15 protein-coding genes are annotated in these 21,563 nt (G+C 42.8%); 4 read left to right on the top strand and 11 right to left on the bottom strand.

The genetic code is table 11. The features are described 5' to 3' along the window. Nucleotides 1–54: 54 nt before the first annotated feature. Entirely contained in the window at nt 55–1,113 is a 1,059-nt protein-coding gene (locus L8S15_RS08355; RefSeq protein WP_016797981.1) for a hypothetical protein, read from the top strand. Between the two features lie 147 nt (nt 1,114–1,260). Here the strand turns inward: L8S15_RS08355 and ggt are convergent, their stop codons facing one another. Next, a complete protein-coding gene (ggt, locus tag L8S15_RS08350; RefSeq protein ID WP_016797982.1) occupies nt 1,261–2,991 on the bottom strand; it encodes a gamma-glutamyltransferase in 1,731 nt (576 codons plus the stop codon). Between the two features lie 620 nt (nt 2,992–3,611). Here ggt and L8S15_RS08345 point away from each other — a divergent pair. The 3 genes from L8S15_RS08345 (at nt 3,612) to L8S15_RS08335 (ending at nt 6,766) form a co-directional block, all read left to right on the top strand. Further along, a complete protein-coding gene (locus L8S15_RS08345; RefSeq protein WP_016797983.1) occupies nt 3,612–5,078 on the top strand; it encodes a methyl-accepting chemotaxis protein in 1,467 nt (488 codons plus the stop codon). Nucleotides 5,079–5,209: 131 nt separating this feature from the next. Continuing rightward, a complete protein-coding gene (locus tag L8S15_RS08340) occupies nt 5,210–6,346 on the top strand; it encodes an outer membrane beta-barrel protein (protein WP_016768816.1) in 1,137 nt (378 codons plus the stop codon). Nucleotides 6,347–6,355: 9 nt separating this feature from the next. Continuing rightward, the gene (locus tag L8S15_RS08335) at nt 6,356–6,766 is read left to right on the top strand and encodes a phosphate ABC transporter substrate-binding protein (protein ID WP_010429296.1); all 411 of its coding nucleotides are present in this window, start codon (nt 6,356–6,358) and stop codon (nt 6,764–6,766) included. Between the two features lie 136 nt (nt 6,767–6,902). Here L8S15_RS08335 and L8S15_RS08330 read toward each other — a convergent pair whose 3' ends face one another. The 10 genes from L8S15_RS08330 to L8S15_RS08285 form a co-directional block, all read right to left on the bottom strand. Beyond that, nucleotides 6,903–7,970, bottom strand: coding sequence for an ABC sulfate transporter permease (locus tag L8S15_RS08330; RefSeq protein ID WP_016797984.1), 1,068 nt, complete (start codon nt 7,968–7,970; stop codon nt 6,903–6,905). A gap of 1 nt (nt 7,971) precedes the next feature. After that, entirely contained in the window at nt 7,972–8,448 is a 477-nt protein-coding gene (locus L8S15_RS08325; protein WP_016797985.1) for a hypothetical protein, read from the bottom strand. 9 nt (nt 8,449–8,457) lie between these two features. Further along, the gene (locus L8S15_RS08320; protein WP_280572561.1) at nt 8,458–11,640 is read right to left on the bottom strand and encodes a response regulator; all 3,183 of its coding nucleotides are present in this window, start codon (nt 11,638–11,640) and stop codon (nt 8,458–8,460) included. A gap of 214 nt (nt 11,641–11,854) precedes the next feature. Beyond that, nucleotides 11,855–12,229 (bottom strand): hypothetical protein, encoded by a 375-nt coding sequence (locus L8S15_RS08315; protein ID WP_016797987.1) that lies wholly within the window; start codon nt 12,227–12,229, stop codon nt 11,855–11,857. Nucleotides 12,230–12,338: 109 nt separating this feature from the next. Further along, nucleotides 12,339–14,477, bottom strand: a complete 2,139-nt coding sequence (locus tag L8S15_RS08310) for an ATP-binding cassette domain-containing protein (RefSeq protein ID WP_280572557.1) — start codon at nt 14,475–14,477, stop codon at nt 12,339–12,341. Then, complete coding sequence (locus L8S15_RS08305; protein ID WP_280572555.1) at nt 14,474–16,060, bottom strand: ABC transporter transmembrane domain-containing protein; 1,587 nt, start codon at nt 16,058–16,060, stop codon at nt 14,474–14,476. The genes L8S15_RS08310 and L8S15_RS08305 overlap by 4 nt, the downstream gene beginning before the upstream one ends. Further along, nucleotides 16,050–17,474, bottom strand: coding sequence for a TolC family protein (locus L8S15_RS08300; RefSeq protein WP_280572553.1), 1,425 nt, complete (start codon nt 17,472–17,474; stop codon nt 16,050–16,052). The genes L8S15_RS08305 and L8S15_RS08300 overlap by 11 nt, the downstream gene beginning before the upstream one ends. Beyond that, entirely contained in the window at nt 17,449–19,680 is a 2,232-nt protein-coding gene (locus tag L8S15_RS08295; RefSeq protein WP_280572552.1) for a response regulator, read from the bottom strand. The genes L8S15_RS08300 and L8S15_RS08295 overlap by 26 nt, the downstream gene beginning before the upstream one ends. 3 nt (nt 19,681–19,683) lie before the next feature. Beyond that, on the bottom strand, nt 19,684–21,033 hold the full coding sequence (locus tag L8S15_RS08290) for an HlyD family type I secretion periplasmic adaptor subunit (protein WP_280572551.1): 1,350 nt from the start codon (nt 21,031–21,033) through the stop codon (nt 19,684–19,686). A gap of 3 nt (nt 21,034–21,036) precedes the next feature. Next, on the bottom strand, nt 21,037–21,399 hold the full coding sequence (locus tag L8S15_RS08285) for a hypothetical protein (RefSeq protein ID WP_016768822.1): 363 nt from the start codon (nt 21,397–21,399) through the stop codon (nt 21,037–21,039). Nucleotides 21,400–21,563 lie beyond the last annotated feature (164 nt).

Below are 21,563 nucleotides of genomic sequence, written 5' to 3'. Positions count from 1 at the left end.
TTAATCAGATACGAGTCTAAGGACAGGCTAAGTTCTCCAGTTTAAGGTAATACTATGATGAAGAAGAGTTTAGCGACGGCTGTTGCTTTGTTGATATCAACGTCCGCATTGATTTCAACGTCTGCGATGGCAGCGAATAGCGTTCAAAAAACGGTTGACGCGCCAGCACAAAATATCAATCAAGTGCTTGAAATGACGGACACTCAAACCCGTATTCAGCAGTTGTCTTACATGGCACAAGATCAGAATCAATCTGTTGAAAATCGTACTGGTGCATTGCAAGAGCTTGCTTCATATCCAAGTCAAAATGCATTGGTGGCGGTTGCAAGAGGCTTAAAAGATCAAAATCCTGAAGTTCGTGAAGCGTCGGTTATCGGTTCTTCGCCATATCAACTTGAGCATCGTTGGGCGTTAGTTTCACCTTTGCTGAGCGATACAGATCCCATGGTTCGTAACTCGGCAACATCGAACTTAGTACGTGATTACAATACGTTAGATAAAGAACAGAAAGCACAAATTGAACAACCCGTCGCTGAGTTAATCACATTCTTGGAATCACAAGAATCTGAAAAGTTTCAATTGCTATTTGCTGATGTGCTTCGATGGCACAACGAGTGGGACAAGTCTGAAACGGTTTATTTAGAGCTCATTAAAACCCACCCTAAAGAGCCACAAGTTTGGTTGAGCTATGCAGATAACTTCCGAGCACAGAATAAAGACCAGCAGGCGGTTGAAGTGTTAGATCGTGGTTTGAAAAGCGTGCCTGACAATGCAGCGATGCATTACTCTAAATCATTAACTTTGGTTCGCCTTGAAGACAAGGCAGCAGCAGCCAAAGAGATTGAAGTAGCAGCAGAACTTGCAAAAGATAACAGCTACTACTGGTACTTGAATGGGGTACTACAAGAAAAGCTGGATATCGACAAATCGACTAAATCGTTCGAGAAGGCGTATTTGATCTCTGGTTCTCCAGAGCAGTTATATGCGGTATGTGATATCTACGTGCGATACGGCAACGACAAGACCGATGATTGCTTAAGTGAGCTAGGTAAAGTGGCTCCTGACTATGTTATTGAGCAGTTGAAAGAGAAGCGAGTAGCGCCAAGTTCATAATATTTGAATGAGTAAATAGATGAGCCGCTTATGAAAATCCAGTCGAAATATTCGACTGGCTTTTTCGTATCAATGAACTGCTTATACAAGGCTCAAGTGACTAGAGACAAAACAAGGGTAAGCCTATTACTTGCCCGTTTCGTTTTATCATTCCCCCATAGCGCTTGATGCACGGCGTCTGTCTGTTGCGCCATGGATCTTGCCATCTCTGATTTCAATGGCGTTCAAACCACTGACTACTGGAATGACATGCACCGGATAACCGAGCTGCATGAACTCTGGTACTAGCATTTCAGCGTAGGTTTTCTTCTCGACCAACAAACCCGTTGGGTCATAAGGCTTGGTGCGGTCGATCTTTGTGCCATATTGGATGTTTGGCAGGTCAATTGCATCCTGCGCGGATAAGTCCCAATCAAGAACGCCAACCACAGTTTTTAACACGTACCCCGGAATCTGTGAACTTCCAGGTGAACCGACTACTAGGCGCAGGTTGTCTTTTTTGTCCATCACCATTAATGGGGTGATTGCTGAACGAGGACGTTTACCTGCTTCAATAGCATTTTGAGTTGGCTTACCGTTGATGGTTGGTTTTGTAGAAAAATTTGCCATTTGTGCATTGAGAATCACGCCATCGACCATTATCCCTGAACCCATTCCTGTGCCGACGGTACTGGTCATCGCAATAGCATTGCCGTCTTTGTCGATAATGGAAATATGCCCGGTGTCTTGGCTCTCAAACCCCTGATACTGAGCGTATTCGGTATTGGACAACTTGCCTGCTTTCGGTTTGGTTTTAGCTATGCCACTTTCCGGGACTAGTTTACGTCGCTCGTCGATATAGGCTTTGTCGAGGAGGGCAGTAACTGGTGCTTCAATGAAATCAGGGTCGCCCGCATAAGCGATACGATCGGCCTTGGCTATTCTCATTACTTCTGTCATCAAGCGCCAAGGTTCCACATCGGTTTTGGACATGTCTGCCAAGTCGTAGGCCTCTAGCATTTCAAGGCTTTGAGCAACCATCACACCACCAGAGGCAGGGTAGCCAAACGACACAATTTTATTGCCTCGATAGTCGCTCTCAATGACATCACGTTGTTTAACGTGGTACTGCTCAAAGTCTTCGATAGAGAGCTTAGCGTGGTCTGAGTCGATACGGCTATTGACCGTTTCAACGATGTGCTTACCAAACTCGCCACCATAAAGGTACTTATCACCTTGTTGAGCAATATTGGTCAATGTTGTGGCAAGCTTTGGGTTCTTCATCAATGTGCCGGTTGGTTTGATTTGGTCGTCATTCCAATACAGGGCTTCGATTTCTGGATCTTCAATCAATCGTTCTTGCTCACGAACCACGATGTCATAGGTGTAGCTGTTCATTGCATAACCTTTACTGGCAAGCTCAATGGCAGGCTGAGCAAGCTCTGACCATGGCAGTTTTCCGTATTGTTGGTGAGAGCTGTAGAGTAAACGAAGCGTGCCGGGAACGGCTACAGATCTTGGTCCTAAAATCTCATTTCGACTGAGTGCTTTACCATCTTCCATAAACATATTTGGAGTCGCACTTGAGGGCGCTTCGTCGCGCCCATCGAGTGCGAGGAATTGGTCTTTGTCTTTTTTATAAAACAGCGCAAAAGTACCACCGCCGATCCCTGTCATATCCGGTTCTACCACCGACATGGTCATCTGCATCGCAACCATGGCATCGACTGCGTTACCGCCTTTTTTGAGTATCGAATACCCTGTGCTGCTTACGTATGGGTTAGTTGCACTTACCATAAACTCTTCGCCACTTTCATCGGGCGTAATTGGAAAAGGATTTGGCTCAGCCGCGAAACCGACCGCTGAAACCAAACTTAAAGATAAAGTCGCTATTCGCATGCGTTCTCCGTTTAAGGTATCTGTTTATTCGCTCTAAGATTGACCGAGTAAGGGCGGTGAAGTTCGTGAGTTTGCAGCCTTTTTACACAACACTGACGCTGCTGACAGAATCATTAAATAGTAGAGAATTTTGCGGCTTAAATTTATTACGAAGCTAAATGTAAGGGCAAACTTGGGTTCTCAATATTAATTTAACTATCTTGAAATCCTAATTTTTGAATAACTAAAGCGAGTTTGGAACATGATGAATTACAGTCTTATGGAAGGTGTTCAGTTTGATGTTGAACTCGTTTTTAATAAAGTAGTTAATTATACATGCTGATTTATATGGTTATTCTTACTTGCATAATCATTTATAAATAATATTAACATTTTTGTCACTATTTTCGGTGTGACAGATTGATATACTGGTCAGATCTGTTATTGTTCAAAATACATGTGCAGTTCATCATACTGTTTAACAAAGGGAGCTTATGTTTACACTATCGATCAAAAATAGGATTTTGGCTTTATGTTTAGTGTCGCTAGTAGGATTTACTAGTATTCTATTTGTCGGAGGGGATACGTTAACCAGTAACACCCAACAGGTTAATCGAATTGATCAAGTTACTTATCCGGTTATGAATGCGGCTTCATTGAATAGTGTATTGATCTCTCAATTAGCCGAGCGCTTTAATTTGGCAGTGACTCTAGGCGATGACGAGATTTTGGAGATGAACAAGCAAACTCTCGCTGAGATTCAAAATAACTTCAACATTCAAATCTCTCTCGATCCTTCATTACAGAGCTCATCTGCACTTTTGCAAAATCAAACCAATCAATATTTTGAGTTAGCTTACCGAATTGCTCAAGGCATGATAGATGAAGAGATCAGCCTTAGCGAAGCTGGGCGCCTTGCAAAACAGAGCACCGCAATCTTAGATGAGCTTACTTTGGGTATGCATAAGTTTTCTTTGGCTCGTCAATCTGAGTTTGAAAACGCGGTACAAGATCTAGAATCAAACAATAAAAAAGCTAACCAAATCATGAGTGTGTCTGGTGCTGTAGCCATGCTTGCGATGTGTATCTTTGGTTGGTTTGTGGTGAAAGGTATACGTAGAGATCTCGCGAATATCAGTGACAAAATGCGTGATATTGCTGAAGGGGATGGAGACTTAACGGTTCGCCTACAGCATGAAAAAAATGACGAACTGAAACCTTTAGTTGAATCATTCAATAACTTTGTCTCTCATTTACAACAGAACGTCACACACACTATAGGTAACGTTACTCAGCTGGACACGATCTCTGGTTCACTTGTTAAATCAAGTCAAGTAACAAGTGAGTTGTCGACTAAGCAGCATCTCTCTATTGAAGAAGTATCAAGTTCATTAAATCAATTGTTTCTTGCCGCTAGAGAAATCGCTACGAACGCTAATGATGCTTCTACTTCAGCTTCCAGTGCGAGTGAGCAAGCAAACTTAGGAGAGAAGCAAGTCAAGAGTACGATTTTAGCCGTGCAAGAATTAACGCATGATGTAAGTAATGCATCTCAAGTGGTTAAACAGCTAAATGACAACACACAAAGTGCTGGCTCGATACTTGAGTCGATCAGTGCGATTGCAGAGCAAACCAACCTGCTTGCGCTTAATGCGGCAATTGAAGCTGCACGCGCTGGTGAACAAGGCCGTGGTTTTGCTGTCGTTGCTGATGAAGTAAGAACGTTAGCATCAAGAACTCAATCATCTACACAAGAAATTCAATCTGTACTCTTACAGTTACAAGACCAAGCAAAAACTGCGTCATCGATTATTTCTGATAGCGTAGTTAAAGCCGAAACTTGTGTTGAAAAGTCAATTGTCGCGGAAAATTCTCTGCAGAAAATTACTTCAGATATTATCGAAATCAGTCAACGAAACGAAAGTATTGCCGCTGCGACTGAAGAGCAGGAGCAAACCTCCACTCGTATTGAAACTTTTGTCGAAGAAATTCGCAAGATGGCAGAAGGCACCAGTAACAGCGTTCAGCAAGTGGACGCCGTGGCGCAAGATATTCAAAAAGTGACTCGTAACCTTTCAACACTAACTGGCCACTTTAAAGTCAGTTAAGTTCCCTAGAATCATTCCCTCTCTCTTTTCGGCTATGCCTTAAGGAGGGCGGGAGTATGCCCCAAATATGGGCTGATTATACAAAAACAATTATATAAAAACGAAAAATCACATAACAATTGGAGTTAGTTATGAAGAAGACAGTGGTTGCTGCCCTAGTAAGTATGGCGTTTGGAGCAAATGCTGCAAACATGGATGATCTTCGAATTAGTGGATTTGGTTCTGTAGGCATCGGTAAGTCAGACAATGCGATAGGTTATGCGGGTTATACCGACGAAAAATTAGATTGGGAGCAAGAGACATTAGCAGGCTTACAATTTGATTTTCAAGTAAATGAGCGTGCTAAGTTCGTGACGCAAATCGTTGCAAACAGCCGTTATGATTATGAGCCAAAAATTGAGATGGCTTATGCCTCTTATGATTTTGAGGCCTTCACAGCTCGAGCCGGTAAGTTGCGTTTACCTTTGTTTTTCTACTCAGATTACACAGACCTTGGCTATGCGTATCCAATGATCAGGCCTTCTCAAGAGTTGTATGAAAACATTGTTTTGAAGGGCTACACGGGTGCTGATTTATTGATTCCGATTGAACTTGAAGATTCAAGTATTCTTCTTCAGCCAGTGGTTGGTATCGGTACTATTGATGAAGATGACTCAATTGTTGGTGAGGTGAAACTAGATAAACTATTCGGTATCAGTGCCAACTGGAACGTAGATGACTTTACCTTCCGTGGTTCATATTTTGTTGCTGAATCTAATCCATCTTGTGATTTCCAAAACTCACAAGACCCGTATTGTCAATTGGGTGCAATGCTAGATAGCCAAGATGGTCAGTTCATCTCTTTGGGTGCTCAATATGACAATGGTGATCTGTTAGTTAACGTAGAAGCTGCAGATGTTCAATTGGAAGGGCAGTTTTATGACTATCAATCGGTTTCTGGTTTGGTTGGTTACCGAGTCAATGAATTTACGCCTTACGTTTCCGTTAGCTGGGTTGAAACAACAGACAACGAAGAACGTGAGAACATGACTACGACGGCTATTCAAGAGTCGATGAATTACGAGCGTCTTTCTTACTCTGTTGGTAGCCGTTGGGATTTCGCTAAGAACATGTCTTTAAAAGCGGATGTGACCTATGTCGATTACCGCGATACTAGTGGTGGGTTCCAAAGTAATGTTGAAACAACAGTAAGCCCATATATTGCAACGGGTAATTACCTTGAAGACAGCTCTATTGTCTATTCAGCACGTCTTGATTTCGTATTCTAAGGAGGCCATATGAAAAGTTTACTGGCAGCAATAACCGTAGCGGTTCTTTCATTTAACGCTTCTGCTGGAATGGTAGTGATTGGTAACAATGCTGGCGTTGATTCTTTATCTAAATCAGACGTTAAAAAGTTATTCATGGGTAAGAAAAGCAAGCTATCGAATGGTACTAAAGCACAGATCATCGAGTTAGCTGATGGTTCTGAAGGCAGACTTGCCTTCCATGAGGTGGCAACGGGACGCAGCGAATCACAACTTCAATCAGCGTGGTCGCGACTTGTATTTACCGGTAAAGCTGAAGCTCCAATCCAGGTTTCAGACTACAACGAAGCAATTATAACGGTTGCTTCAAAAACCAATGCAATTGGTTATGTAGATGAAGCCGCTTTAACAGGTGACGTGAAAGTATTATTTAAATACTAAGCGTTGCTTACTTACCAGCATTAAAAAGCCCAAGGTTATTTGATTACCTTGGGCTTTTGGTTTTAATCACTATTGTTATTGATGACTAATAGTCGCGTTGACCAATGTTTTGATGGATACGATTTTTTATCGTGGGTTAAAACACGAAGCTCAACATGACGGTATAAAGCATCGCGTCTTTGTCATCAAAAGTATTGAGTGAACTGAAATCTTCGATAAAGGCACCTCTTGATTTATGAGCTTCAAAGTACTGAATTTCACCATTGATAGATACATTTGGCAGTACATCGTAGTCCACACCAATAAGATAACTGTTACCATTTAAGTGTTCATTGGCGTCGAATTGCGCCCCGTATACAAGGTATGGGGTAAATTGACCTAAATGATAACCAAGGCTTGCATACATAGAAGAATTGAAGTCACTGATTTGCCCCTCACTGGCAAAGATGGCCTGACCAAACTCATATTCTGCACCTAGAGACCAAAGTTGGATATGCTGATTGTTATCTGTTGGAAGAGAGCCAATGTTTTTGATTTTAACCGTTTGGTCAAAATTTGAATCTAGGAAAGATATGTTCCAACGATAATCTTCACCACTAAGCTGCAAGTTCGCTCCGAACATTCGATTGGTTTTAAATTCAAGCTTGGTTGATGAATTGAACTCGACATCATTCTTATCCTTAATTCCAACAAACGGGGAGAGTAACAAGGTCGCTTCATCGCTTACATCATGAGTCCAGTTCACTTTAATACCATTGAACGCCGTGATGCCAAGTACGCTGTTGTAGACCTCTGTAGGCGGCCTTGCTGTCATGTAAGCTTGGCCTACATAATAGTATTCAGACGCGAGAAATAACGGGAGCCTCAGACGCCCAACACTTACATCAAGGTCGTTAAACTCATAGCCAAGATAAGCCCACTCGAGTTGTGGTTCACTCCAATCGTATTGTGGTGGTTTGACAACTTGCACGGAAGCTTTGAATGAATTGTAAAAATAGTCGAGTTGTACCCCAAATGTAGTATCGCAGTCGTAACAGTTTTCATCGGTAAAGCCGCGGGTAATAATTAAGGGGTTATCGTTATCTGATTTTGCCCAAGATGTAGAGCCAAATCCGCTCAACGATAAATTATCGGTAAACTCAATAATAGCAAAGGCCGGAGAGGCTATTGAAGCACATAGCACTGACGTGATTATTTTTTTCATGTTATTTCTCCGAACTTATAACGTACAAAACGTTGGCATTTTGAGGAACCGTCGAGAGTGGTGAATAACCAATGCGGTTGGGTTTGTCGTCGAGCCAATCGACTAGGCTGTCTGTTGAAGCCTGTTTGATTTCTCTTGGGTAACGCGCTTTCCCTGAAAAAGATAAGCCAGCCCAGTGTGCGTTCATTTGAGCTGCATTTTTGCCGAGAAGTAACTGATAAAAATCTTCTCTTTCGGTACTGTTTTCAGGCCAATCTGATAGTTCTACACGCTTGCCGTTCAGACGCTTGGTTTTTCCTCGATATAGCTTTCTCGCTTTATTTATTGTTATCTCTTCAAACCCAGAATCTAAAGAAAAAATCGCGTAATCTTCCGCTGCATGCACTGGGGTGGCAAGGAGTAGGCTCCCAAACAGCCCAATTGCTGTTGATAGCATAACTCTGCAAGGGAGTGCTTTAATCGTTCTGATCCAATCCATTGGTTTCTCCTAACAAGTCGCACTTTCTATTTGATGGAATAGTTTCTCTTTTCTCACGGGCTTCGCTACGTACCCATCCATGCCTGAATCAAAGCACTTTTGGATATCATCATCGATAACACTGGCGGTTAACGCGATGATAGGAGTTTTGCTTAAGCCTAGATTTTTCTCGTATTCACGTATCTCTTTTGTTGCGGTGAAGCCGTCCATCACTGGCATCATGCAATCCATGAGAATAACGTCGAAACCACTGTCGTTTTGATACATATCTACGGCGATTTGTCCATTCTCTGCAAGTTCAAAAGCATAGCCAGCCTTAGTTAACATCAAAGAAGCCACTTTCTGATTAACTCGGTTATCTTCTACAAGTAGTATTCTTTCGGATTTTCTAGGTATCGTTTTTTGCTTGAGTTCTTCCGGTAAGGTTTGTTTAGCAGAGCTGGCGTTGTGAATAGGAGTGACCGTAGACGTTTTTGATGTGGTCGGGGAAACATTCCTGTTGGCAAGCGGCATTGCTTCAACAGCGGTGAGTATTTTCTCCTTTAACATTTCGAACTTGAAAGGTTTTGGCACGTAATCGTCCATGCCTACGTCGAAACACTTCTGAATATCGTCATCAATCACACTGGCGGTTAAGGCAATGATCGGAATACGGCGTGTAGCTTTTGTTTCTAGTTCAATTCGTCGAATATTACTCGTAGCTTCAAAACCATCCATAACAGGCATCATGCAGTCCATCAAGATCGCTGCATAATGAGGATTTGCGGTAAACTTGTCTATGGCTTCTTGGCCGTTGTTAGCAAACTCGAATTCGAAACCACTTTTTCCCACATGAAGACCAGCAATCTTTTGGTTAATTCTATTGTCTTCGACGATAAGGATTTTGTGTTGTATCTCTAAAGGTTGTTTAGTCGTCTCAGACAGCTCTGCTAAGCCTTGTGTATCACAAAGCTCGACGGCTTTAATTAATCGCAAGCCTAGTAAAGGTTGTGATACTTGAGCTGTGATGCAATTGCCTAAATCTACTGGCTCGCTTAAGAATGAGCGAATCAAACAGATTGTGATTCCATTATTATGCAGTCGATTTAATTCATTTGAGTAATTGTTGGCTTGAAAAGTATCGTCTTCAGCGAAAACGACAGTGATTGGTTTATTGTGTTTCTGAGTCGCGAGTTGTTCGGTGAGCCTAACTGTGTCCTTCGTTCGCTGAACTACGTTTAGGCCATAAAGATTAAGGTTACATTCTATTCGCTCAGAGAGCATATTCTCCTTACCTAGCACGTAAATATCAGCGCTCGCGGTACTTGGTTTTGGTAATATTAAGTCAACCGGTAGTTCTAAATCGAAGTAGAAACAGCTACCTTCACCTTTTACGGAATTAAGTTGAATCTGTCCGCCCATAAGCTCAACTAACTGAGTACTGATGGCTAGGCCAAGCCCAGTACCACCAAATTGACGTGTAGTTGAGTCATCTTCTTGAGCAAAGGGCTCGAATATCTGTTTCTGTTGCTGTTTGTCGATACCAATACCCGTGTCTCGTACTGCGAATCGAATCGTGACTTCGCTTTCAGTCTTGTTAAGCGTCTGAATGGACAGCGTTACACCACCTTCAGCCGTAAATTTTACGGCATTAGACATGAAATTCATCAAGATCTGTCTCAATCGGTGATCGTCTATCATCACTCGAGCTGGGGTATCAGGGCTGATGTCGACGTCAACTGAAATTTTCTGCTCTTTTGCTTTTGGTGCAACAATAGAAGCGATGTCGTATATCGACTCTCTAATGGATGCTGAATGTGGACTTATCAGTAACATTCCAGATTCGATCTTGGAGAAATCTAAAATGTCGTTGATTAAGCTCAGCAGCAGTTGTGATGAGGTTTCGATGGTATCAACGTAATCGCGTTGTGTTGGTGTTAGTGGGGTATCAGCCAGTATTTCTGAAATACCTATGACGCCATTGAGAGGTGTTCGAATTTCATGAGACATGTTGGCTAAGAAGCTGCTTTTCGCTTTGCTGGCTTGTATTGCGTGATCTTTCGCTTTTTCTGCGTCTTCTTTGGCTTGGGTTAGCTTTTCTTTAGCGTACTCTCTTTCGATGGTGAGTCGTTCGACCTGTTGAGCAAATAAACTGAGCTCATCTTTACCTTGAATGAGTTTTTGTAAAGAGGGGCGAGTTTGATCGTTTTCACTTTTTAAAAAGTTAAGGACGAGTCCAAGGTTGTTCGTCACTTGTCTCGCTAAGCTTAAGGTTAAACCCATAACAAGGGTAGCGAGTAAGGCTACGATGGAAATAAACAGGGTTCGCTCCATTTGAGCGTCTGAAATCGCTTGGGCAACCTCTGTTTGGAATTCTTGCTTAATGACACCGCCAAGGCTTTGCAATAAGTTGAGTCGAGCACTCATGGCCTCTAGACCAGCAGATATTTCTTGTGGAGTAAGTTGGCTGATGGCGTTCAGGTCAAGTAGAGCCGTTCGGATTTCTTGGCTTTGAGCAAAGACATTATTTCTAAACACTTCGACCATTAAAGATACCTGATGCTCATTGGCATTCAACGAAACAAAGCGTTCTAAAAACAGTTGCTGCCTTTCACTCAGAGTCTCGATTTGCTCTGCAAGTTCAGGATCGTATTCTTGGCTGCTTTGAAATATCTCAATCAGTGAGGTGCCCAGTTTGAACTCCTCGTTTGACCAAAACATTAACCATTCTAGCTGCTGCAATGCCGTGAGGTGTTGTTGAATTTCACGCTTGGTGTTTTCAAACGGGACCTTCTCGACTTCTAGCAATAATTGTTTGTATAAATCGCTCTGCCATTCGAGTGCATCCAACTTATCGTAACTGTCGATAGCTTGAATTGTCGAAAGTGTTGCTTCGCTGAAGTCAGCTACTAACTGATTCATTTCATTTGAAGTATCTAAGAAAATGATTGGCGATAGGTTTTTTAATTCTGCTTTTACTTGGCTGCTTTGTGCTGCGAACTCTTCAGGGCTAGAAGCTGATGAGCTTCGATACAGGAGCGAAATATCTTGGAGGTAGGCAGATAGCTGACTGGTTCGTTCAAAATCGGTTAACTGAGTCGTCAAGATAAAAGCTTGTCTGCCTGCGAGAAAAAGCAGTAGTGAAACGGGAAGTAGAACTAAGCCAAAGAGTTTATGTTTGACTGAAAGGTTATTCCAGACCGTAATCGCCATATAAGGATCCATCCAACTGTTTTTATATAAAAACAGTAGAATAAAAATGCCGATATGGAAACTTTGAGACGGTATATTTAATGGAAGTGTGGGAGGGGTATAAGTTCTTGTGATTCCAGAGCTTATTTTGAAAGGGATCCTATTTCTACTCGTTTATAGTGGCGGGTGGTTGGTTTATTCTATATGCTTATTGAGGAATAAGTTTGAAAACAGTTTAGTGAGAGTGATTGTTGTCTTGATTTACTTCAAATAGAAGTTGTTCTAGCGCCGTTTTAGCAGAAGGCTCTAGTGTCCAAATACCCAAAATTCTGTTTAACGCTGCTCGATAAACTTTGTTTTTGAGTAGGAAGGCGAGAGTACTTGTATCGTTATTTAGAACTTGTGTTTGTATGACGATCAGTTCGGCTTTGTTTGCGATATCAATTTTCTGAAGATTGAAAGCGGGTAGGAATGCACACTCATACCAAATCTCAACGATTTCTCTAAGTTCGATCTCTTCTTCAGGCACATCGCAGCCCTGAAGTTGGTGGTTTTCAGGAATTGCGGATAAGTAAGCTACATCAAGCTTGTCTGCAACGAATGTGTACATTTGCTTCCCTGTTAAACGTAATTTGAGACCGAATCATCTCTCTCACTTATGGTTTTGTCAATTATATCCATTTATCTAACGAGTAATTTGTGAATAAGCGTCGTTGTAGTTAACTTAAACTGTTTAAGTATTTGTCTGTTAAGCCAAAATATTTTAAATTGCCATCTAGTTCCAGAACCAAACTCATGTTGGAAGTGGCGATCAAACCGGGGTCATTGGTTGAAAAAATGACTGTTTTGTTCAACAACTTATCGCTGAACAAGCGGTTAAAATACTGCGAGTTTTCATTTTCCGCTCCGTTGAACGGTTCATCAATGATGATCAGAGATTGCTCACAGTTACCTAAACCAAGCGCTAAACGAAGCTTTTGCTGAATGCCGTTGGGAAGACTTTTGTATTTGTCCACGTTTAACTGAGTAGCTAAACCTTCCGGGAGCCATTCATCTAATTCGAAGAAGCTCACCATCTCTTGCATCTTCTCTGTTGGAATGAGTCCGTTATGCAGAATGAAGTTGGTTTCTAGCGAACCTTCGAAAATATGTAAATTAAAAGGGATGTAGTTTATCGATGTGCGATAGCGGTAGCTGTTGAACTGCTTGATGTTGTAACCATCGACAGACACTGCGCCCTGATAGCGATCTTCTAGCCCCGCAATGATGGAAATTAGCGTCGTTTTTCCACAGCCAGTTGGGCCACAAATGACGACTTTTGCGCTTGGGGGTATCTTGAACCCCAAGTTGGTTAAGCCGGTTGCTGCGCCTGTGTAACGATGACTTACACCGCTGCCCACAATACTGCCTTGGAACAGGCGAATAGGTGGGCTCTTCTCCAAAGTCAGCTTGTCATCATTCATCGACATTAAATTGTTGATTTGTGCCGATGACGCCTTTATGGATTGAAACTTAGAAATTGAATTATAGATACCCATGATCGGGCCTAATGCTTTCCAAACCAAAATAACGGTGGCTAGCATGGCACCCGCGTCAGAAGTGCCTTCCATTACACCGATTACAGCGGTCACAATACTTGCAGTACCAATCACCTGTATCAAACTGCCGCCAGCGGCCTGAATCTTACTGTTAGTCACGGCAACATTCTCGGCATCGTTGGAACTTTGCATATGTGAGGCACTAAATCGAGATTGAACGACACGAAGTAAAGGTAGCCCTTGGATAGTCTTGATACCACGCAGGATTTCATTCCATTGGTACGAGACCATCGCATTGGCGCGCGAGCTTTTAGATGTAGCTTGCGAGTAGATATAGCGTGAGTAAACACAGAACACCAACATCAATATTAAGCCGCCCATTACCACGAGAGCAGCTGTGCCAGACATCAGGGCTATCGCGATGATAAACACAATCACAAACGGCATATCAAAGTAGCTGAGGGTCGATTCTGCTGTCACTAAGCGTCGGAAGGTATCGATATCTTTCAAACGAGCCAATTGTGACGAGACCCCTGCGGTTGATGTCATCGCGTACGGCAACCAAAGAAGCTTCGATATTACGGCTTGGGATATGTGTACCGCGAGATCTTTACCGGAGGTGGCAATGATGTTGACTCGCATCTTCTTAAAGAAATACTCCGAGAAGCCAACAATCACAGCAAATAAGGTTAGCCAATAGAGTGTTGCTTGAGAGCTAGAAGTAAGAGCGAAGTTATACACGCTCATAATAAAGAACGGCTGCAACGCACCTAGAATACTGATCACGAAGCTCAAGATAATCAGGCTTTTGAGTTCATTGTTGTAACGATAAAAAGCGTATTTAATCCAATTACTTCTGTCTTGAGATTCCGGTGGTGGTTCTCGGAACAGACGAGAATATTCACTAATAGCAATCAGCAAACAGGGCTTTTTACACATTGGGTATTCAATGGTGTTGTTGTTTGTGTAATCAAACAACAGCAGCCTTCCATCTTTGGTGCCTAAGAAAATCGCACTTAGATTCTCTATTTCAATAAAGCATGGATGAGGGTGCTTATCGATATTATCGAGTGTCTTTAGCTTGGTCACATCACAGCGATACCCAAGGCGCTCGATGGTTGCTGTAAAGCTGTCGCCGTCTTTGGGTTTTGGAATAAAAGCATCGCTGAGTATAGCAGGAGTGCCTTCCCATTCGAGTGCTATCAGGGTGTAGGCCAAACCACGAATAAGAGGAGATTGACTGTAACGTTCGTCGTATCCGCTAGATTCAAAATCCAAGACACGTTGTGGAACATTATTGAAGTCTACAAGGATACTCATTGGTCACCTCCGGTAAGTTTTACGCGTTTGAGGCGGTGGTTAAGTTTGTCCATTTTATTGCTGGCGATGATTAGGATTTTGTCATTGGCACGATAAGCTGTACTGGTTAGCACGACGCGCGCAAACTCTTCGTCAAAGACACAATCGATATCGTCGAATATCAATACACGTTTACTGGCGAGCAGGGCTCGGACTAATAACAGAGCATATCCCACTTGGCGAGAGAATGGATTGCGCATGTGCCCTTTGAGTTCCGTATAAAAACCGGCAGGAAGCCCGTCAATTTGCGCCTTGATGTTCATCGTTTCACACAGTGCAAACGCCGTGTTATTCAAGCTTGGTCGGAAACAGGTGAGATTATCAATAATCGTCCCTTCTACGAACGAGCTTGTTTTATCAACCATTAGCACGCTGTTACGCCAAACGTTGTAATTGACGTCATTTAAAGGCGTGTCATTAATCATAATGTCCAGTTTGTTATCGCTGTTCTGCCGCGTAATACAGTTGGCGAGATGAGTCTTGCCTGAGCCGCTTTTCCCTGTCAGTAAATAGGCTTGTCCGAGTTCGAATTCAATACGCTGTTTTTCTGAGTATTTAACAGAAATACGTTCTACTTCCGTTGTCTCATGTTGGTGTTCAACAGACGCTGCCAACTCAAGAAGCTCGGCGATACGTTGTATGTGCAGTTTGTTTAATTCCCAACGGCTCGCGGTACGCATCACTTGTTGGTAGGGCGCGAAGTAACGGTTGGTCAGCATGATGATCGCGGCCATGATTCCTTGGCTTGATTCCATGTTGATAACGGCGGTTGCTAGTACTACAACAACGCAAGCAATGGAAAGCTGTTGGGTGAGCGCCAAGATCAAGCCAAAGTTCGATTCAATCTGTTCGTATTTGATGTTCTCCACTTCACGCTCTTCGACCATTTGTGTCATCAGGCTTTCAACGCGGTATTCCATATTTCTCGCTTTGATATCTAGGGGGCTAGATATAATTTCAATGATTTTAGAAGTGGTTAATCCTTCTATATCGGACTTATTTTGTAGGCTGCCAATCTTTTGTTTAGAAAGGCTCCAAGCGAAAATGGCTAAGATGAGCGAGGCAATCAGAAGCGTCACGCCAGCCCATATGTTGATTAGACCAATAATGAGGATGGTGATCACGCTGACAGCAAGGTTTATCAGGGCTCGAACTGATTCGCCGCCAAAGAAGGTTTTCAACTCAGGAATGGTTGAGATTCGTTCTAGGTATTCGCCCGGTTCTAAGCGGCGAAATTTAGAGATTTCAGCCAAACATATTGATTGGAACACCTTGTTGGTTAAGTTGGTCTCAAACTGCCTCATGATGACAGAGGAAATCTTTTCTTCCTGATTTTTCAGGTGGTAGTCGAGGAAGATAGAAATCAAGATAATCGCAAACAGCAAGAACAACGTGTCTTGTGCTTGATTGGGTAATACTCGGTCAAAAATGATCAGAATAGAAAAGGGCAACACCAAGCCAAACAGAGTGGAAATTATCGTAGAGAAAGTTAGATAACACTTATCTGCCGTATTGATCTTTTGAGAAAACTGCTCAGTTTGCATTACGACCTCCTGTTTTCAACGACTCAGTTGAGAGAAGGTGTTTAGGCACTAATTCTTGATTGTTTCGCCCTTCGATATCACTCATTAATTGCATGATGCTTTCGATAGATTGAATCGAGAGTAAGCCTTTTGTTTGTTCGAGCTTGATGGTTTCGATGATGTAGTCGTATCGTGCGCTTTCATAATCTCTTAAGGCGCTGAATAGCTTACTTTCTGCGGCAAGCAAATCGGTGATGGTACGGGTGCCTAACTGGTAAGCCCTTTGGATCCCTTTATAAGACGCATAGTTGGCGCGAATGATGTTTTCGTAACTGCTGATAGATTGCGAGAAATCATTAATGTTGAGCACTGCGGTATTTACGCTGTTACGTGTGGTGTAAAGCGAATCTTGATAAAGCAGCTCGGTACGTTCAATCGCCGTCGAGGATTTTTGATATCCGTAGTAATCAGAGCCACCAGACAAGATCGGCACGGCTAGATTTAAGCCAACGCTGGTTGAGTTACTTTCACCTGTCGCTGTGATGTCGGTTTTGTCGTAGTTATTGGCGTCATCATGACGATAACTGGCTGAAAGTGACACGGTAGGTAAGAAGTTCGAACCGCTTTCTTTTAAGCTTCTGCGGCTTCTCTCGACGTTTTTCTTCGCCACTAACAAGTCGTTGTTGAGCTTTAACGCTTGATCCATGATAGAGCGTTGTTCGGTTTCGTTTATCTCTTTTAAAGGCACACTTTCGTATATGTCTTGTGACGGAGTGATAGGGTACTGAATCTGAATGGATAGCCCGTTGAGAATGACACGGCGATCTTTTTGCAAGGTTCTTAATCGATTCGACACGCCTTCTTTTTGAGCGATAACTTCGTACAGCTCACTGGCGGCTGTGTTCCCTAATTCTACGTTACGTCGCATCTGATGTTCACGCGTTTCAGATGACTTAAGTTCGACCTTGGTCGCTTTTATCTGCGCATTGTTTTTCAAATACTCGAAGTATTGAGAGCCGATTTCAGAAATGGTGCTCTGGATTTTGTTCTCGTGTTTAATCTCTTCGATATTAAAGTCGAGTTTTGCCGTGCCATATTTAAAAATATCACCCAGATTGAATATCGATTGGGAAAGGGAAAGGCTGTAGCTGTTTGAGTTATAGCTAGAGGTTTCGTCGGGCACGCTTGATAACAAGGTTTCGTTTTCATTCCATGTGGTATCGGCAGCGCCATTAAGCGAAGGAAGAAATTTAGAGCGGCTGATCCCAATGTTGTATTCGTTTTCTTCCACACCTTTATCACTGGCGCGAAGAGACAGGCTGTTTTGCAGGCCGAGTTCTACTGCCTCAAGCAGGGTCGTTGCCGATGCTGAAGGTGTCGTGCTGAATACAAGCGCAGCTATGATGCTGCTAGTTAAGTTTCTGTACCGCCACATACTTGTTGATCACCTTAATGATTTGGTCGCTTTTGTAAGGTTTGCTGATCACGTAATCCATTCCGGCTTCAATACAAGCCTGATGTTCGTTACTGCTGGTCAATGCGGTTGCACCTATGATGGTACAAGGGTTTTTCTCGTTTTCTTGTTCAAACTGGCGAATACGTTTTGTCGCTTCAATGCCGCCCATACCAGGCATGATGCAGTCCATGAAGATGATGTCAGAACGTTTATTCATGAAGTGCTTCACTGCGTCAGCACCATCGCCAACCGTGTCTGGTTCATACTCTTGTTTGGTAAGAATTCGCTTAAGTAAGATCTGCTGAACTCGGTCATCTTCTACGATAAGGAACGAACTGTTCTCCATCTGCTCTTCTGATGCTTCTGCTTCCATAATGGTGAGCAAGTTAGGGATGAACTCATAAGGAATCGCAGGGGAGTTGATGATTTTATCGACGAAGCTGTGACACTCTTGTGCATGCTGAGTATTGGTTACTGACAGCAATAGCTTGGTATTTGGGTGATTCTTAAGTTGAGATTTCACCGTTTTACTGAGCGATGGTAATTTGTTGGGTTCAAAGGTGTCGGTCAACATGATGGCATCGTACTCACCGAAGGTTTTCGCCGCCGAAAATAACTCATTGGCAGTGCGAATTTCGGTGATATCAAGCCCCAAGTTGCTGAGCATTTTCTTCATTACATCGATACGAACTTGAGTATTGGCGCACAGCAGTAAACGCTTGCCGTCGAAGCGAGTTTTCTCTGTATGGAAACTCTTAGCCTTGAGATCAAGCTCAATTTGAAAACGTTCCTGTGTACCTGATTGGAACCAGTGACTTTCGTAATACCCGTAATCTTTTAAAACGCTTTTTGCTAAATCGTCGGTGTTTGCGGTATGGTGCTTATGAGCGCTCCAATGAAGCTTATTGAGCTTGGCGACAGAGACATCCAACGTTGAAAGGAAGTTGAGATTGATGGTGACACGCGTATTTTCCATATCCGAAGCCGCGCCAGACTCTATCGTTACGAACAACTTCTTGTTTGATTTTAGTTGGATGGCATTAGAAAGCTGCAGGAACAAGATCCAGAATAAGCTGGTGGATTGGCCTTCAACACGATTCGGCAAGTTGTCAGAGATAAAGCAGTCAAGTTGACCTTCGTTCCTCTGAACTTTGGCGCTGATATGAATCATCAATTCAGACAACACGTTCAGTAGAGAAAACTCCTTCGACTTACTTTCCGTACCCTGAGAAATCAAACGGTTATAGTTTTCTGCTAACTCAGATAAGGTACTACACGCAGAGGTAATATCCTTCGCCATCAATACGCCGTTTTCATCCGTTTCTTGAACCAGATATTGGACACCACCGTTGATGGTGTTGGTGATTCCGCGAATTTCATAGCCGATTAGCGCATACAATTGTTTGTAGAGGTCGTTATTGCGCTTTTGGTCTTCCAATTTACTGAAGATCAACTTGAGGTGAGAGTAGATTTGGCGTTGTTTGGGGTTGATGCTCACTTCATTAAGAAGCTCTTCGAGTCTTTGTAAATCGAGTTCCTTTAGCTCTTGATACAGGGCATCAAACTCATAGTCGATTTCTCGCTCGTTAGAGCTGGACTTCTTCAGTTTCAACATGGCAACTGAGTTAGAAAAAACGGCTATCACGGCCAATATCATGACCACCATAAACAACCAGATAAAGAACTCATTTTTCTCTGACATCAAGTCGCTCGCATGGTTGTTGAACATGGTGCGGTAGTTGTCATCCATCTGTAGGTAGTTGTTCGTCAGTGACAGGTATAAGTCGAGTACGTCGTTGCGTGTTTTAGTGCTGTCGGAAAAGCGATTGATAGCCAATTCAAGTTGGGTGTATTCAGTAGCACCAACCAAACTGAATTCAGTTTTGTTCAAAGAAGCCAAAGACCTAAACTCGTCAATTTCACTCTTCAAGGTAACTAGATTGAATTCGTTAGTACCACAAGTGTCGGTACTCAAGCACTGCTGTAGAGTTTGAATATCTTGTTCGATGGTCTGATTAAGCTTCTGAGCTTGTATGAGCAGTGGGGCGCTTTGCACTTGCGCAACCGAATCGACTTTCGACCAAGAAAAGTATAAATAGAAAGCGAGCGCAGCTAATACCACGCTAAATAGTATGCTCAGACGCAGAGCCGGTACGGAAATGTTGTAAGAAGGTTTTCCGCTCATTGATTACCTCTCATCGAATGCATCTTCGATGGCAGACATCACGGGTTTCGCTGCGTATTCGATCACGCGACGCGAACCTGTTTTTACATCGGCGGTAAATTCCATATAAGGCGATAACTTGTATTGAGTGCCTCCTCGTTCAAGAAAGTTTCGGTCAATCTCAATCTCTGCCAAATAGAATTCAGCATCTTCTTCTTCATAGGATGAACGGCTGATTGAGGCGATGGTTCCCTCAACAAACCCGTATTTTGCGAAGTTATAAGTATCCATTTTTACTTTCACCGCTTGGCCAATTTCAACAAACCCCATGTCTTTACGCGGGATTTTCGCTTCACCGTGTAGGGAGTTATTGATTGGTGCAATATCAGCGATACTCTCGCCGGGTGGTATTACCGCAGAGCGGAAGTTGAAGTGTAATTTGTCGACCACACCATCCACTGGCGAGTAGACGATTAAGCGGTCAACCTTGTCGGAATGCTGCGGTTGTAGGATCCGTTTCAGTTTGAGATCTTTATTGGCCTGAATGATTTGCGCTTGGTACTCGGAGTTACGGTTCTCAACCAAATCTCGATGTTGTTTCTCGAGTTTGTCGAGCTGGAAACGTTCGTTCATGACCGACTCATCAAGGTTCTCAATCTCACGCACCATATTGGACTCTTGTACTTTCATATTGAGAACGTCCACATAGGAGGCCATCTCTTCTTTATACAGCGTGTTTTTGATGTTGAGTTGTTTGCGAATGAGCGAGAGTTGGTTCTCTGAACTTTTACGACGTTTAAGCATTGAGCTAATAAGCGAATTTTTGTGTTTGATATCGTGGGTGATGAGCTCTTCGTTGGAGCGGTTTTTCGAGAACTCTTGTTGCCACGTATTCATGTTGACCTGAACTTGTTCTGGGAACTTTTCGATATAAGATGCAAAGTTTGGTTCGATCATGTCGCGCAAGCTTTCATAACGAATCTTGTCGAGTTCCAACTGAATGATTTCGGTGTTCACGGTATCGAGTTGGGTGTTGCGGTCGAGTGAGCGGATTCGGGCAATAGGTTGACCTTCATATACAACTTCACCTTTTCTGACTAACAGCTCTTCTAAAATGCCGCCTTCTAAGTGTTGAACCTTCTCAACGTCAGATTCCAACAGCAGCTCACCACGCACAGAAACGACAATGTCAATGCGCGCCTGTGACGCCACGGCGATAGCGACCAAAGCGAGCAGGAAGATGATGAGCAAGGTTTTATGAACGCTGGTCATGGCACTCGCAAGTACGATGGTGTCATCTGCCGTCACCTTCGAAGCCTCGTTATTAGAAACGAGTGCTTTTCTAAGGTGGTGCTCTATTTGGTTATTACTCATGACCTACCTCGATGACTTGTCATCGACCACTTCCTTAATATCCAGCAAGTGATTGATTTGTCGATTGACGTTTTGTAGTTCAGTTTTTACATCCTCTAAAAGCGCTTCCGGTGCAGGGAACTCGTGTTTGCTCAAATGTTCTAGCTTAGCCATTTTTGGCGGCAGGTCTTGGTCACATAACAACGTTAAGATGGTCTTCAATTTTTTAGAGTAGTTGTTGAGTTCGTCAAAACGATTCCCTTTATGAAGTGTCTCTATGTTCATTGGTGCGTCCGAGAAGTTCTTATAAAAGTCGCCTAACAGCAATTGCAGCCCTTTGTGGTTGTTGTCGATTGAACGCAACAAATTCGTCATGTCTATCATCATTCCACTGCCTTAATTGCTTTAATCACAATAACTAAGGATCTTTAAAAGCAGTTTTCAAATTTTTTTTGATTCTTTATGTATAAAAACAAAAATATGAAAAAAGTTGTATAAAAACTTGGTTTTCCAAAATGGTGTCCTTTAATGCCTCTAAATACGATCAGTTA

It is taken from the genome of Vibrio sp. S/42/10 (assembly GCF_029890535.1).
Classification (GTDB): domain Bacteria; phylum Pseudomonadota; class Gammaproteobacteria; order Enterobacterales; family Vibrionaceae; genus Vibrio; species Vibrio cyclitrophicus.
The sequence above is the reverse complement of the archived record's forward strand: the minus strand, read 5'-3'. Positions and strand labels throughout refer to the sequence as shown.

Bases quoted from the DNA above. Each gene is read 5' to 3' on its own strand.
- L8S15_RS08355 (WP_016797981.1), top strand. From the start codon at position 55: ATGATGAAGAAGAGTTTAGCGACGGCTGTTGCTTTGTTGATATCAACG.
- ggt (WP_016797982.1), bottom strand. From the start codon at position 2,991: ATGCGAATAGCGACTTTATCTTTAAGTTTGGTTTCAGCGGTCGGTTTC.
- L8S15_RS08345 (WP_016797983.1), top strand. From the start codon at position 3,612: ATGAATGCGGCTTCATTGAATAGTGTATTGATCTCTCAATTAGCCGAG.
- L8S15_RS08340 (WP_016768816.1), top strand. From the start codon at position 5,210: ATGAAGAAGACAGTGGTTGCTGCCCTAGTAAGTATGGCGTTTGGAGCA.
- L8S15_RS08335 (WP_010429296.1), top strand. From the start codon at position 6,356: ATGAAAAGTTTACTGGCAGCAATAACCGTAGCGGTTCTTTCATTTAAC.
- L8S15_RS08330 (WP_016797984.1), bottom strand. From the start codon at position 7,970: ATGAAAAAAATAATCACGTCAGTGCTATGTGCTTCAATAGCCTCTCCG.
- L8S15_RS08325 (WP_016797985.1), bottom strand. From the start codon at position 8,448: ATGGATTGGATCAGAACGATTAAAGCACTCCCTTGCAGAGTTATGCTA.
- L8S15_RS08320 (WP_280572561.1), bottom strand. From the start codon at position 11,640: ATGGCGATTACGGTCTGGAATAACCTTTCAGTCAAACATAAACTCTTT.
- L8S15_RS08315 (WP_016797987.1), bottom strand. From the start codon at position 12,229: ATGTACACATTCGTTGCAGACAAGCTTGATGTAGCTTACTTATCCGCA.
- L8S15_RS08310 (WP_280572557.1), bottom strand. From the start codon at position 14,477: ATGAGTATCCTTGTAGACTTCAATAATGTTCCACAACGTGTCTTGGAT.
- L8S15_RS08305 (WP_280572555.1), bottom strand. From the start codon at position 16,060: ATGCAAACTGAGCAGTTTTCTCAAAAGATCAATACGGCAGATAAGTGT.
- L8S15_RS08300 (WP_280572553.1), bottom strand. From the start codon at position 17,474: ATGTGGCGGTACAGAAACTTAACTAGCAGCATCATAGCTGCGCTTGTA.
- L8S15_RS08295 (WP_280572552.1), bottom strand. From the start codon at position 19,680: ATGAGCGGAAAACCTTCTTACAACATTTCCGTACCGGCTCTGCGTCTG.
- L8S15_RS08290 (WP_280572551.1), bottom strand. From the start codon at position 21,033: ATGAGTAATAACCAAATAGAGCACCACCTTAGAAAAGCACTCGTTTCT.
- L8S15_RS08285 (WP_016768822.1), bottom strand. From the start codon at position 21,399: ATGATGATAGACATGACGAATTTGTTGCGTTCAATCGACAACAACCAC.